Origin of the sequence: Pseudomonas yamanorum (assembly GCF_013386765.1) — a bacterium.
Lineage (GTDB): Bacteria > Pseudomonadota > Gammaproteobacteria > Pseudomonadales > Pseudomonadaceae > Aquipseudomonas > Aquipseudomonas yamanorum_A.
This window is the reverse complement of record NZ_JACARE010000025.1, coordinates 1-12,970: the sequence shown is the minus strand read 5'-3', so window position 1 is coordinate 12,970 and position 12,970 is coordinate 1. Positions and strand designations below refer to the sequence as shown.

13 protein-coding genes and 1 pseudogene are annotated in these 12,970 nt (G+C 62.1%); 11 read left to right on the top strand and 3 right to left on the bottom strand.

Annotated elements, in window-relative coordinates; genetic code table 11:
* Window positions 1-136: 136 nt before the first annotated feature.
* From HX875_RS20740 to HX875_RS20730, 3 genes are all read left to right on the top strand, one after another.
* Window positions 137-682: a hypothetical protein gene (locus HX875_RS20740; protein WP_177045190.1), complete on the top strand. Its 546-nt coding sequence runs from the start codon at window positions 137-139 to the stop codon at window positions 680-682.
* Between the two features lie 72 nt (window positions 683-754).
* A complete protein-coding gene (locus tag HX875_RS20735) occupies window positions 755-967 on the top strand; it encodes a hypothetical protein (protein WP_177045188.1) in 213 nt (70 codons plus the stop codon).
* A gap of 11 nt (window positions 968-978) precedes the next feature.
* The gene (locus HX875_RS20730) at window positions 979-1,119 is read left to right on the top strand and encodes a hypothetical protein (RefSeq protein ID WP_177045186.1); all 141 of its coding nucleotides are present in this window, start codon (window positions 979-981) and stop codon (window positions 1,117-1,119) included.
* A 3-nt stretch (window positions 1,120-1,122) separates the two neighbouring features.
* On the opposite strand, the gene HX875_RS20725 is transcribed toward HX875_RS20730, so the two are convergent.
* Complete coding sequence (locus HX875_RS20725) at window positions 1,123-2,469, bottom strand: cation:proton antiporter (protein WP_177045184.1); 1,347 nt, start codon at window positions 2,467-2,469, stop codon at window positions 1,123-1,125.
* Between the two features lie 57 nt (window positions 2,470-2,526).
* Complete coding sequence (locus HX875_RS20720) at window positions 2,527-3,453, bottom strand: LysR family transcriptional regulator (protein ID WP_177045182.1); 927 nt, start codon at window positions 3,451-3,453, stop codon at window positions 2,527-2,529.
* A 112-nt stretch (window positions 3,454-3,565) separates the two neighbouring features.
* On the opposite strand from HX875_RS20720, the gene HX875_RS20715 reads away from it, so the two are divergent.
* The 7 genes from HX875_RS20715 to HX875_RS32825 all read left to right on the top strand — a co-directional run bounded on the left by HX875_RS20715 (window position 3,566) and on the right by HX875_RS32825 (window position 11,046).
* Entirely contained in the window at window positions 3,566-4,549 is a 984-nt protein-coding gene (locus HX875_RS20715) for an aldo/keto reductase (RefSeq protein WP_177045180.1), read from the top strand.
* Between the two features lie 70 nt (window positions 4,550-4,619).
* A complete protein-coding gene (locus tag HX875_RS20710; protein WP_177045178.1) occupies window positions 4,620-5,411 on the top strand; it encodes a CDP-diacylglycerol diphosphatase in 792 nt (263 codons plus the stop codon).
* Window positions 5,412-5,514: 103 nt separating this feature from the next.
* On the top strand, window positions 5,515-7,509 hold the full coding sequence (locus HX875_RS33010; RefSeq protein WP_177045176.1) for an aminotransferase class I/II-fold pyridoxal phosphate-dependent enzyme: 1,995 nt from the start codon (window positions 5,515-5,517) through the stop codon (window positions 7,507-7,509).
* 25 nt (window positions 7,510-7,534) lie between these two features.
* On the top strand, window positions 7,535-8,371 hold the full coding sequence (locus tag HX875_RS20700; protein ID WP_177045174.1) for a transporter substrate-binding domain-containing protein: 837 nt from the start codon (window positions 7,535-7,537) through the stop codon (window positions 8,369-8,371).
* Window positions 8,372-8,640: 269 nt separating this feature from the next.
* Window positions 8,641-9,345: an ABC transporter permease gene (locus HX875_RS20695; protein ID WP_177045172.1), complete on the top strand. Its 705-nt coding sequence runs from the start codon at window positions 8,641-8,643 to the stop codon at window positions 9,343-9,345.
* Window positions 9,346-9,352: 7 nt separating this feature from the next.
* Window positions 9,353-10,051, top strand: a complete 699-nt coding sequence (locus tag HX875_RS20690) for an ABC transporter permease (protein WP_177045170.1) — start codon at window positions 9,353-9,355, stop codon at window positions 10,049-10,051.
* Window positions 10,048-11,046 carry a DMT family transporter gene (locus tag HX875_RS32825; RefSeq protein ID WP_177115301.1) on the top strand — a complete coding sequence of 333 codons (999 nt, stop codon included), beginning with the start codon at window positions 10,048-10,050 and terminating at the stop codon, window positions 11,044-11,046. Before HX875_RS20690 ends, HX875_RS32825 begins: the two co-directional genes overlap by 4 nt.
* Here the strand turns inward: HX875_RS32825 and HX875_RS20685 are convergent.
* Window positions 11,002-11,430, bottom strand: a pseudogene (locus HX875_RS20685) (TetR family transcriptional regulator C-terminal domain-containing protein); the annotation flags it as partial. The gene HX875_RS32825 and the pseudogene HX875_RS20685 overlap by 45 nt on opposite strands.
* Before the next feature lie 158 nt (window positions 11,431-11,588).
* On the opposite strand from HX875_RS20685, the gene HX875_RS20680 reads away from it, so the two are divergent.
* A complete protein-coding gene (locus HX875_RS20680; RefSeq protein ID WP_177045166.1) occupies window positions 11,589-12,584 on the top strand; it encodes a succinylglutamate desuccinylase/aspartoacylase domain-containing protein in 996 nt (331 codons plus the stop codon).
* Window positions 12,585-12,970 lie beyond the last annotated feature (386 nt).

Below are 12,970 nucleotides of genomic sequence, written 5' to 3'. Positions count from 1 at the left end.
CTGTCCCGGTCCAGCGGGAGCAAGCTCCCTCGCCACAGATGTAGCTCTATCGCCTCAAAACGGTGCACTGATTACTTGAACTTTGCACCAGCCCGGTTCTTCTAAACTGCTTCAAATGCCAGCACGGAGCACGGATGTGCCCAGAATCATTTCACCCGACACTCCGGAGTCGAACCAGACCGACCACAGCGAACACAACGCGAAGATTTTCGGTTCGCCCAAGGACCGTCTCGATTTCTACCGGCGCGAGATCCAGTACGAAACCAGCATCCTGGCCAACCGCACCGACGCCTACCTCACGGCGCAGTCGTTCCTGGTGATCGCCTTCGTTTCCGGCATGGGCAACCTCAACCCGGAATGGGGCAAGCTGTTCACCCTGGTGGTGCCGGTATTCCTGGCGATGCTCGGCATCCTCAGTTCCCTGAACGCCTGGCCGGGCATTCGGGCGGCGTACGACATCATCGATCACTGGCACTACAAGCAGAGCGAACTGCTGCGCAGCGAGCCGGTCATGGGCCTGGCCTATGATGAATCGCCGCTGTTCAGTGAAATGGAGTCGTCCCACAAGGGCTATCGCAAGTCGCTGCTGTTCTCGATGCGTGCGCCGTGGCTGTTCATGGTGTTCTGGGTAATCCTGGGGGCCTATGCGTTCTATATCCAGGTGGACAACCCGGGTTCATAACTTACGGGAACTTCATCCCACGGCGCACGACCTTACCTTTACGCAGTCTGCGTTTTTCAACAGAGGTGAGCCATGAGCACAGACAACGATCCCCAAGTCAGCAACCGTAACGACCCGGCCATCGACCGCGGCGAGCCGGCACCGGGCACAGGCGCAGACGCGCCCAAAGACCCAGCGCCTGCCACCGACCCAAAAGCCAAAGAAAACGACTACAGTCCAGACTTCAAGCCCGAGCGCGAGCCCAAGCCTGAAACCGATGCCGATATCGATACCCAAGGCGGTTAGAGGAGACGGTCATGTCTGTAGACCTGGAAGATGACGATGAACTCAATGACCCGGGCAATGAAGACCCGGGCTCGTTGATGGATGATGCCGAAGTACCGCTTAACGACCTGGATGATGCCGCCGACGTCGGCAACACCGAAAACCAGGAATAGCCCTCATCGTTGTGCCTGGGCACGTCGTTCATACCACACCAGCATCGGCTGTGTGCTGAGGCCATGAACGATGATGCTCAGGGCAATGACCGACAGCGTCAGGTTCACCGCCACGGTGCTGCTGGTGCCCACCAGCCCATGGTTGATGGCGTAGAACAGGTAGTAGATGCTGCCGATCCCGCGAATCCCGAACCAGCCCACCAGCCCGCGTTGATTGCGATCCAGCAGGGTGCCCCAGGGTATCGACAGCACACTGAGCGGGCGAATCACGCAAAACAGCACCGCGCCTACCACCAGCGCTCGCCAATCCCAATGGCTGGCCAGCACCACGCCCAGCAGCGTGACCAGGAACACTTCCATCGAACGTTCCACCAGGCTGCCGAAGGCGAGCATGTCGCCCATCATCACCCCGGCGGCGATCTGCGTGTCCTGTAACTGCCCGACATCCCCATGCAATGCGTTCTCCGGCTCAACCTCCATGTGACCGACCACCGGTTGCGCCAAATGCTCGGCAGGGGTTTGAGCGTTGCCCGTGGACTTGAACTCGGCCTGCCGCAGCCCGAGGCCGGCGGCAAACACCGAAAGAAAGCCATAGCCGCCGATGGCTTCGGCCACTACATAGGCGAGGGCGATCAAGGCCAGGGTCAGGTAATCATTGGGTGACAGGGTGCTGTCGGCATTGGTGATACGCATCTTGAGGGTGACCTGGCCGATGCCACGGCCCATCCAGTACCCTACAAGCAACCCGGCAGGTACTGCCCAGAGCAGGTTCTTCAGGACCCAGCCGCCCAGCCAGTCACCGTCGAACCCGCCGTGCTGCATGAAGATCAGCGCAAAGATCACAAACGGGAAGGCGGTACCATCGTTCAAGCCCGCCTCACCGGAGAGGCCGAAACGCAGCGCGTCATAGTCCTGGGCGTTGTTGACCTGCACCAGGCCCGCCAGCACCGGGTCGGTGGGCGCGAGAATCGCCCCCACCAACAGCGAAACGCCCCACGACAAACCCAGCAGCCAATGCAGCACCAGGCACGTCCCGAGGATGGTCAAGAGCATTACCGGGCCGGCCATGCCAAACGCGATACGCCAGGTGCGATGCTTGAGTGGCAGGCGCAATTTCAGCCCGCTGACAAACAGCGAGAACAGCACCGCGACTTCCGTCAGATGCTCCATCCAGCGGGCGGAACCCTTTATGTCCAGGTGCAGCAGGTCCATGCCCAGCGGGCCGATGCCGATACCCAGCAGCAGGCATACAGCCGACGTGGTGACCGGCATCCAGCGCAGGTAGGAGGAGGTGAGGGCGAGGGTGAGCAAGACGGCACCCAGTACGGCCATCCACAGAATAAACGTCATAGGGTGTGCACCAGGCCGTGGTCTATGCAGGTTTGAGGAGTGCGGCCCGGTGCAGGTTCAATGTGATTCCAGCAACTGCGAACCGATGGTTTTCAGGCGGATCATGTCGATCAGCTGGCGCAACCCCGGCTGCGACTGCCGGCGACTGGGGTAGTACATGCACAGCGGCGCGCCGATGCAGGCCCAGTCGGGCAGCACTTCCACCAGGCCGCCGTCTGCCAGTTCCGATAGCACGCGATTTTCCAGGCAGTAGGCGATACCCACGCCTTGCAGCGCGGCATCGACGATGGTCTGGGTGTCGGCCGCGCTGAAGTGGCCGGGCACGTCCAGGCGCTGTTGGCGGGCGCCGTTGCCCAGCTCCCACTTGTAGGTGGTCTTGTCGCCCAGGTACATGCGCACACAGGAATGCGCGAGCAGGTCTTTGGGCACCTTGGGCGTTCCGGCGGTTGCCAGGTAGGCAGGGGAGGCGACCATGATCCAGCGCAACTCGCCGGTGAGCGGCACGGCCACCATGTCCTGGGGTACCGTGGCGCCATAGCGGATGCCCGCGTCGTAGCCTTCGGCGACGATGTCGAGCATGCGGTCTTCGATCATCACGTCCAGGCGCAGTTGCGGGTAGGTGCGGGTGAATTCCCCCAGCACCGGCGAGATCAGCAACACGGCCGCGTCCCGGGGTACGTTCAGGCGCAGCCGGCCAATCGGCGCCTCGCGGTACAGCTCAAGGGTGTCGAGGCCATCCTGGATCGTCGCGAAGCCGGCACTGAGTTTTTCCGCCAGCACCACGCCGGCATCGGTAGGTTCCACGGCACGGCTGGTGCGGTAGAGCAGCTTGACGCCCAGGCGGGTTTCCAGGTTGCGCATGGTGTGGCTCAGGGCCGAGGTGGTGACGCCCAGTTCGTGGGCGGCATGCCGGAAACTACGGCGACGGATGATCGCCATGAACACATTCAGGTCGGCCAACTCGGAGCGGTTGAACGCTGCCATATCAAGCACCTTTTGTAGGGTTTGGGTTTCACGCGGCGTTGAGCCCGATTCAACCTCGGATGATCTAGAGTAATCGTTTTTTTACTGAATGTTTCTGGCGGAGGCTTTTTTAATGAGTATCGAAACCATCAAGATCCCGGGGATCGACAAGGCAGTCTCGCGGATTGCCTTGGGCACCTGGTCCATGGGCGGTTCGATGTGGGGCGGTGCCGACAGTGAGGTGTCGATCAAGACCATCCGCCATGCGCTGGCCAGCGGCATCAACTTTATCGACAGTGCGCCGGTGTACGGCCTCGGTTTGTCTGAAGAACTGATTGGCCGGGCCCTGCGCGGCGTGCGTCATACCGCGGTGATCGCCACCAAGGCCGGCCTGCAATGGGACGACGGCACCGTGCGCCGCAACGCCACGGCCCAGCGCATCCGCAAGGAAATCGAAGACTCGCTGCTGCGCCTCGAAACCGACTACATCGACCTCTACCAGATCCACTGGCCCGACCCGCTGGTGGCCCAGGAAGAGACCGCCGGCGAGCTGGAAAAATTGCGCCGCGAAGGCAAGATTCTCGCCGTGGGCGTGAGCAATTACGCCCCTGCGCAAATGGACGACTTCCGCCAGTACACCCACCTGGACACGGTGCAGCCGCCCTACAACCTGTTCGAACGGGCGATCGACAGCGACATCCTGCCGTACGCCAAGCAAAATTCCTTGGTGGTACTGGCCTACGGTTCCCTGTGCCGGGGCCTGTTGACCGGTAGCATGCACGCCGCCACGCGCTTTACCGGGGATGATGTGCGCAAGCTCGACCCGAAATTCAAGGCGCCACGCTTTGAGCAATACCTGGCAGCGGTCGCGGCGCTGGATGTGTATGCCCGCGAATGCCACGGCAAGTCCGTGCTGGCCCTGGCGTTGCGCTGGGTACTGGACCAGGGCCCGACGGTGGCGCTGTGGGGCGCCCGCCGCCCCGAGCAACTCAAAGGCATCGAGGACGCCTTCGGCTGGCAACTGACCGCCGATGACCTGCAACATATCGACCGTATTCTGGCCAACACGATAAAAGATCCGGTTGGGCCGGAATTTATGGCCCCGGCCACACGTTAACCTTTGCGACAGGGATGTCCGGCAGTTGCAAAACAACAATAGACATCCCTTTGGCGTCGAGGTTTTTGGCATGAAGCGCGGTACCGTATTTACGCTTATCGGTGGCTTGTTGTGTGTGGCGGCGTTGGCGGGCGCCTTGAAATGGCGGGGCAACCCCGATGTGCTGTGGCAGATCGTCAGCCGCCAATGCGTGCCCGACCAGAACCAGCACCAAAACCCCAGCCCATGCCTCAAGGTGGACCCGGACAAGGGCTTCGTGCTGCTCAAGGACCTCAACGGCCCGTATCAGGACTTGTTGATCCCCACCGACAAGGTCACCGGCATCGAAGACATTGCCCTGACCCGGGATTTGCTGCCGCATTACTTCGCCCAGGCCTGGAAGAACCACGCGGTACTGTCCAGCGGCCTGCCTGCGCCGATTGCCGACCGCTATGTGTCGCTGGCGATCAACTCCCGGTATGGCCGCTCGCAAAACCAGCTGCATATCCATATCGCCTGCCTGCGCCCCGATGTGTTCAACACCCTCAACGAACGCGCCGCGACCCTCGACGAGCACTGGCAAACCCTGCCGGTGAAACTGCAGGGGCACACCTACAGTGCCCGTACCCTGTCGGCGGCAGACTTCGACCTGCGTGACCCGCTCGCCATCCTGAATGAGTACGTACAGGCCCAGGGCGACGCCATGGCCAGCTACAGCCTGTTGCTGGCACCCGAGGCAGATGGCAACTTCGTGCTGTTGACCACCCGGCTGACCCTCAAGGAGTGGAACCTGGCGTCTGCCGAGGAGCTGCAAGACCACCAGTGCAACCTGATGGGCAAACCACCACAACGACCTGTTTTAGCTGTTAACGACATCCGCTGATTTTGCCGTTGAACGAGTGTTCAGTTTCAATTATGTTGGCTGCAACCCCCCGCTTGCCAACAAGCGGGCTTGCGCTTTTTCTGATTGAACGAGAGGCACTGGCATGCGGTTTTCACCCTTTGTTGAGCGAATTGCAGGGCAGGGCGTAGCCGCCTGGGACATCCACCACGCCGCGTTCCAGGCCAGCAGCAAAGGTGAAGACATCATTATCCTGAGTGTCGGCGACCCGGATTTCGCCACACCTTCGTTCATCACCGACGCCGCCGTCGAAGCCCTGCGCCAGGGCGACACCCACTACACCGAAATTCCCGGCCGCCCGGCGCTGCGGGATGCGATTGCCGCCCGTTACAGCAAATCCCTGGCCCGACCGCTGAGCGCTGAAAACGTCATCACCGTGGCCGGTGCGCAAAACGCCTTGTTCGTCACCTCGCTGTGCCTGTTGCAGGCCGGTGATGAAGTGATCGTCCTCGACCCGATGTATGTCACCTATGAAGCTACCCTCAAGGCCAGCGGCGCAACGCTGGTGCGGGTGCCGTGTTCCGCCGACTCGGGTTTTCGTCTTGACCCGGCGCTGCTGGCCGCCGCCATCACGCCGCGCACCCGGGCGATTTTCTTCTCCAACCCCAATAACCCCACAGGCGTGGTGCTCACCCCCCAGGAGCTGCAAGCGATTGCCGACCTGGCGATCGAGCATGAACTGTGGGTCGTGGTGGACGAGGTCTACGAAAGCCTGGTGTTCGACGGTGAGTACCACAGCCTGGCCGCGCTGCCGGGCATGGCCGAGCGTTGCATCGTGATTGGCAGCCTGTCCAAATCCCACGCCATGACCGGCTGGCGCATCGGCTGGATCGTCGCAGAACCTGCCATGGTGGCCCACGCCGAAACCCTGGTGTTGAGCATGCTGTACGGCTTGCCGGGGTTTGTGATGCAAGCCGCGACCGCCGCCGTGCTGGCCCACGATGAAGTCACCCATGGCATGCGTGAGACCTACCGTCGTCGCCGCGACCTGGTGGTGACCGGCCTCGCCGGTTGCCCGGGCATTCATGTCCGCGCCCCGCAAGCCGGCATGTTCGTGCTGGTGGATGTGCGGGACACCGGCCTCAGTTCCCTGGACTTCGCCTGGCGGCTGTTCCGCGAAGCGGGGGTTTCCGTACTGGATGCTGCCGCTTTCGGTGAGCCGGCACAGGGCTTTGTGCGGTTGTCATTCACCCTGGGTGAAGCGCGACTGGCCGAGGCCTGCGAGCGCATCAGCCGCTTCGTCGCCAAGCTCGCCGGCGAGCCACGCATAGAACCTGCGGCAAAAATCATCAGCGTGCAGCCGGTGGTCGCGAAAAAGATGATCGAGGTGCTCGACCTGCACAAACGCTTCGGCAATATCGAAGTGCTCAAGGGCATTTCCCTGACGGCCCACGAAGGCGAGGTGATCTCGCTGATCGGCGCCAGCGGCTCGGGCAAAAGCACCCTGCTGCGGTGCATCAACATGCTCGAAGTGCCGGACCAGGGCAGCATTCATGTGGACGGTGAAAGCATCAAACTCAACTACGGCCGCCCCGGCGCACCGCTGGTGGCCGACGCCAAACAGCTGGTACGGATCCGCTCGACGCTGGGCATGGTGTTCCAGAACTTCAACCTGTGGCCCCATCGCACCGTGCTGGAAAACCTGATCGAAGCGCCGATCCAGGTGCTGCGGGAAAGCCGTGCCGAAGCCATCGAACGCGCCGAGGCCTTGCTCGACCGGGTCGGCCTGGCCGCCAAGCGCAACGAATACCCGGCGTTCCTCTCCGGCGGCCAGCAGCAGCGGGTGGCCATCGCCCGCGCCCTGGCCATGCGCCCCAAAGTCATGTTGTTCGACGAACCCACCTCGGCCCTGGACCCGGAACTGGTGGGCGAAGTGCTGCGGGTGATTCGTTCCCTGGCCGAGGAAGGCCGCACCATGATCCTGGTCACCCATGAAATGGCGTTCGCCCGGGATGTGTCATCCAAAGTCGCGTTTTTGCACCAAGGCCTGATCGAGGAAACCGGCTCGCCGGACTCAGTGTTTATCGACCCACGCAGTGAACGTTGCCGGCAGTTCGTCAACGCGCATCAAACTCGCTAACTCCAAAAAAAGACGGGGCAAGATCATGAAATCCAAACGTTTGGCAAAGTGGTTGAGCAGTGCAGTGTTGATGCTGGCGGCAGGTACTGCGTTGGCGGCGGAGAAACCCATCGTGTTCGCGGTAGCGGCAGAACCTTACCCACCGTTTACGGTAAAGGGCGGTAACGGCGAGTGGACGGGCTTTGAGGTGGACCTGATCCACAAGCTCTGCGGCTTGATGAAAGCCGAGTGCCAGATCAAGGAAGTGGCGTGGGACGGGATTATTCCGTCGTTGCTGGCGAAGAAAATCGACGTGATCTTCTCCTCGATGTCGGTCACCGAAGAGCGTGAAAAACAGATCGCGTTCAGCCGCGCCTACTACGATTCGCTGCTGGGCATTGCTGGGCCGAAGGGCACGACTGTCGAGGTTTCGCCGGCAGGGCTGAAGGGCAAGATCATCGGCGTGCAGATCTCCACGGTCAGTGCCAACTACCTGAAGAAGTACTACGAGAAAATTGCTGACCTGAAGTACTACGACACCCAGGAATCGGCCAACGCCGACCTGATTGCCGGGCGCACCGACTTGATGATGGCCGACGGTGTCGCCATCGCCATGATGGTGAAAACTCCTGAAGCCCAGGGGCTGGCCGAGATCGCCGAAGTGCCTTACGACCCGATCATCGGCCGTGGCGTGGGCGCTGGCCTGCGCAAGGAAGACACTGAACTCAAGGCCCGTCTGGACAAGGCCATCGGTGAGTTGCTGGTGAGCAAGGACTACGCTGACCTGTCGCAGAGTGTGTTTGGTGTGTCGGTGAGCCCGTGCAAGCGCGCCGACACGCCAGCCTACATCAGCAAAGTATGTGACAGCCCCTACACAAACTAACCCGGTAGAGGGGGGCGCTTTTGTGGTGAGGGAGCTTGCTGTAATGAGAGAGCTCTTGTGATGAGGGAGCTGTTGTGGCGAGGGAGCTTGCTCCCGCTGGGGTGCGAAGCGCCCCCAAAAAATGGGCCTGCTACGCAGTCCAGCGGGAGCAAGCTCCCTCGCCACAACAGCTCCCTCACCACAGCAACACCCTAGCCACAAAAGCTCCGTCGCAACAGCAAGCTCCCTCGCCAGAGGGTCATTGCTTGTCATAGAAATAGGGAGCGCCGATGTTCGATCTACTCAACTTCAGCGAGCAAGGCTGGGGCAACGCACTGCTCAAAGGGTTATGGATGACCCTGCAGATCTCCGCCGGCTCGTTTGCGGTGGGGCTGCTGATCGGCCTGGTGGTGGCCTGTGCCAAGCTCAGTGCGCCGCGCCCGATTGCCATGCTGATGCGCGGCTACACCACGGTGTTCCGCGCGGTGCCCGAGTTGCTGCTGATCCTGTTGTTGTATTACGCAGGCTCCATGGCTCTCAACGCATTGATGCTGTGGCTGGGGTTCGAGCAGTTCAATATCAGCGGGCCGCTGGTGGCGATCCTGGTGCTGGGCCTGGTGCAAGGCGCATACGCCTCGGAGATTTTCCGCGCGGCGATCCTGGCGATTCCCCACGGGCAGATCGAAGCGGCACGGGCCTTTGGCTTGAGCGGCTTTGGCCTGTTCCGCCGGGTGACCCTGCCGATCATGGCGCCATACGCGCTGGCCGGCATGTCCAACCTGTGGATCAACCTGATCAAGGACAGCGCGCTGATCAGCGTGGTGGGCACCAACGAACTGCTGTACACCGCCAAGCAGGCCGCGGGCTCGACCCGGCATTACCTGTTGTTCTACCTCACGGCCGCCGCCTTGTATTACCTGGTGACATTGGCCTCCAACTACCTGTCCGGGCGCCTGGAACGACGTATTCGTCGCTGGATGCCGGTTGTCGAGTGAGCCGCACATGCCTGAGTGGATAAGTTATTACGCAGGACTGATCGCCAAGGGCTTGCAGACGACCCTGTCGCTGTTGGTGATCTCGGCACTGTTGGGCTTCGCCCTGGCGGTGCTGGTGGCGTTGGCGCGGCTGTCGCGGCGCAAGTGGCTGGCCCGTTGTGCGCTGGGGTACACCAGCGTGCTGCGGGGCACGCCGTTGCTGATCCAGATCTACATCTTTTACTACGGCCTGGGCAGCCTGTTTGCCCAGTTCCCGATGATTCGCGCAAGCTTCCTGTGGCCGTTCCTGCGGGACGGCTACTGGTACATTGTGTTCGCCCTGGTGCTCTCGGTAGGCGCCTACGTCGGTGAAGTGATTCGCGGCGGCCTGCTGGCGGTGCCCAAGGGCGAAATGGAAGCCGCCTCGGCGTTCGGCATGACGCCACGCCAGGCACTGTTGCGGGTGCGCTTGCCACGAGCGATGCGCCTGTTGCTGCCGACACTCGCGGGGGAGACGGTGATGTTGCTCAAGTCCACGGCACTGGCGTCCACCATCGCGGTGGTCGACCTGCTCGGCGCCGCCAACGTGGTGCGTGCCCAGACCTTGCAGATCTATCAGCCGCTGCTGTTGGTGGCCGGGGTTTACCTGTGCCTGACGTTCCTGATTGAAGCCCTGTACGCGATTGCCGAGCGGCGTGGCACACCGTTGCGCAGGTCGGCCGGATGAAAACCGATCGCTCGTTGCAAGGGATTGCCCTGTGCTCGCTGGCCTATGCGTTCCTGGCATTGCAGGACGCCGGAATCAAATGGCTGGTGGCCGACTATTCAGTGTTCACCATCCTGTTCTGGCGCAGCCTGGTGGTGGTCACCGCGTGCGTGATCGCCGGGCGCCTTGGCCTGCTCAAGCGGGCCTGGAATTCGGTCAGCCGCAAGCTGTTGATCATCCGCGGCCTGCTGTCGCTGCTGGCCTGGTTGCTTTACTACACCGCGGCCAAGGACCTGACCCTGGCGGAAATGACCACCCTGTATTTTTCCGCGCCGATCATGGTCACCTTGCTGGCAGCGCTGATCCTCAAGGAGCGCGCCAGTCGTGGCCAGTGGCTTTCGCTGATCATCGGCTTTGTGGGCGTGGTGATCGCCTGTCGTCCCAGCAGCATGGTCGACCCGCTGCCTATCGGCCTGACGCTGGCGGCGGCGCTGTGCTGGGCGTTTACCTATATCCAGCTGCGCCAGGTAGACGACAACACTTCAGTGCTGGAACAGATGCTGATCACCAACGTGGTGTTTGTGATCTGCATGGCGGTGACGCTGCCCTGGACGCATACACCGTCACCCACACCGGCGTGGCTGGGTATGCTCGGCGCCGGGCTGGTGGGTGGCATTGGCCAGTTCCTGCTGTTTGCGAGTTTCCGCCGGGCCACGGCGACGCTGTTAGCACCGTTTGAGTACACCGGGTTGATCTGGGCGTTCCTGCTGTCGAGCCTGGTGTGGGGCACGGTGATGGACGTGTCGCTGATCTTCGGCGCGGTGCTGATCGCCATCAGCGGCACCCTGGCCATGCTCAGTGCCCGGCATCCCGTGTCACAGGACGTGGTCGGCGCCGAATGCTCCGTGACGCAGCCCCTGTATCCAGCAGCGGCAGATGTGCAGCCCGTTGGCGGGGCTGAAGGTGCCGGGGTTGAGGCACCACTCGAGCCAGAGTCCGTCGAGCATCGCCGATAAGCCGATGGCCGCCAGGCGCGTGTCGTGGATCACAAAGCCTTCGCTCGCGGCCAGGTCGTCGAGCAATTGGCGAATCAGTTCGAGGTAGGCGCGGTAGCTTTTTTCGTGGGAGTCGTTCACGTGGTCCGAATGGCGGATCAGGCTCCAGAACACCACCCACACACCGAGCAATTTCGGGTCCATGACCCGTGAGGAAAACGACCCGGCGAGGAATGCATCCAGCCGCGCCGCCGGGCCTTGGGCCTGATCGACTTCCTGCCACAGGGCGGTGGTCAGTTCGCTGGCGAGCTTGTGGTAGGTCTCGGCGATCAGGGCATCGATGCTGCCGAAATGGTGATTGAGCAACCCCACCGAAACCCCGGCTTCAGCGGCGATGCGCCGCACGGAAATGCCGGCATGCCCGTCCCGGGCGAGGCTGGTGAGGGTGGCGGCAATCAACAGGTCGCGACGGTCTTCGGTCACAGGCACACCCTTGGTCAAGATACATGGTTGAACGTGTGTTCAATATATACCCACAGATCCAACAAGAGGAGGGCAACGGCATGGCAAAAGACCTTTCGTGGCAAGTCCCGGGCGATTCCGGGAACACCTTGCACATCGGCGCCTGGCGCTTCGAGGGAGACGGTAGCGGTCCGCGGGTGCACCTGCAAGCCGGTGTGCACGCCGACGAGATCGCCGGGATGCTGGTGCTGCACCAACTGTTGCCGCGTTTGCAGGCGTGCCAGGAGCAGGGGCGGCTCAAAGGCACGGTGACGGTGGTGCCCCAGGCCAACCCGTTCGGCATTGGCCAGTTTCGCCAGGGGCGGTTGCTGGGGCGTTTTCACGAAGCCACCGGGCAAAATTTTAACCGGGCATTCGATCATTCATTGGCGATGGAGCGCCCGGCCAGCAACCTGGCGCAATGGCAGAAAAGCCTGGTGCAACTGGCGGCCGATGCCGAGTTGGTGCTGGACCTGCACACGGATGATGAAGCGCTGCCGTACCTGTATATCCACCGCAGTTTTTGGCCCGAGGGCCGGGCATTGGCGGCGGCGTTGCAGGTGGATGTGGTGATTGTCTGGGACGAGGGCGGCGACGGGTCGTTTGAGGAAACCATCATCAATCACGCCAACCCCCGAATGGCGGCGACCATTGAATTGCGCGGGCAGGCGGATGTGAGTGACGCCCTGGCCGGGCAGGATGGCGATGGTATCTGGGCCTGGCTCTGTGCAAGCGGGGTGATCGACGAAGCCCCGGTGATTGCCGATTGGCGGGGGCAGGTGGTGGACATGGGGTGTATGGAGACCATTCTGGCGCCGTGTGCCGGGGTGTTGGTGTTTGAGAAAGGCCTGGGCGAGCAGGTGGAAGAGGGGGAGCGGTTTGCACGGATTATCCGGCGGCCTGGGGATCCGGCTTCCGAAGTGGTGCTGTATGCGGCGCAAACCGGGCGCATGGTGACCGGGCATCGGGAGCGGTTGGTGTCCCAGGGGGCGGTGGTGGCCAAGTTTACCGGTTCGCGGGTGTCTGACAGTTACAGCGGGGGGGTGTTGGATCCTTAGTAGAGGTGTACATATCCGTTGTTTTTGTAACGGCCGCTATGGGTTCCGCTCTTACAGCGGCTCACTTTTGAAAAGCGCAAAAGTAAGCAAAACGCTCTTGCCCCACCACTCGGCACCTCGCTTAGGCTCGGTGTGCCCGCACTCCGGCAGCACGAAGCGGGCCGCCGCGACGGGGCGTCCCTGCCCCGTCGCGGCTAAACCGGCGTCCTGCCGGTTTACCCGCTCCGTACTACCTGCGTTCGGCCAGCGTGGTTTAACGGGGCGCCTAAGATCAAGATCAAAAGCAGATCAAAAGCAAAGCACAGCGGCCTACAGGCCGGCTTGAGTGTGGTGAAGCAAAGGCAAAATCAAAATCTAAAGCTACAGCGGGCACGTTCTACTGTGGG

Excerpts from the sequence above, each read along its gene's own strand:
- HX875_RS20730 (WP_177045186.1), top strand. The coding sequence starts at position 979 with ATGTCTGTAGACCTGGAAGATGACGATGAACTCAATGACCCGGGCAAT.
- HX875_RS32825 (WP_177115301.1), top strand. The coding sequence starts at position 10,048 with ATGAAAACCGATCGCTCGTTGCAAGGGATTGCCCTGTGCTCGCTGGCC.
- HX875_RS20710 (WP_177045178.1), top strand. The coding sequence starts at position 4,620 with ATGAAGCGCGGTACCGTATTTACGCTTATCGGTGGCTTGTTGTGTGTG.
- HX875_RS20735 (WP_177045188.1), top strand. The coding sequence starts at position 755 with ATGAGCACAGACAACGATCCCCAAGTCAGCAACCGTAACGACCCGGCC.
- HX875_RS20720 (WP_177045182.1), bottom strand. The coding sequence starts at position 3,453 with ATGGCAGCGTTCAACCGCTCCGAGTTGGCCGACCTGAATGTGTTCATG.
- HX875_RS20695 (WP_177045172.1), top strand. The coding sequence starts at position 8,641 with ATGTTCGATCTACTCAACTTCAGCGAGCAAGGCTGGGGCAACGCACTG.
- HX875_RS20680 (WP_177045166.1), top strand. The coding sequence starts at position 11,589 with ATGGCAAAAGACCTTTCGTGGCAAGTCCCGGGCGATTCCGGGAACACC.
- HX875_RS20725 (WP_177045184.1), bottom strand. The coding sequence starts at position 2,469 with ATGACGTTTATTCTGTGGATGGCCGTACTGGGTGCCGTCTTGCTCACC.
- HX875_RS20690 (WP_177045170.1), top strand. The coding sequence starts at position 9,353 with ATGCCTGAGTGGATAAGTTATTACGCAGGACTGATCGCCAAGGGCTTG.
- HX875_RS20715 (WP_177045180.1), top strand. The coding sequence starts at position 3,566 with ATGAGTATCGAAACCATCAAGATCCCGGGGATCGACAAGGCAGTCTCG.
- HX875_RS33010 (WP_177045176.1), top strand. The coding sequence starts at position 5,515 with ATGCGGTTTTCACCCTTTGTTGAGCGAATTGCAGGGCAGGGCGTAGCC.
- HX875_RS20700 (WP_177045174.1), top strand. The coding sequence starts at position 7,535 with ATGAAATCCAAACGTTTGGCAAAGTGGTTGAGCAGTGCAGTGTTGATG.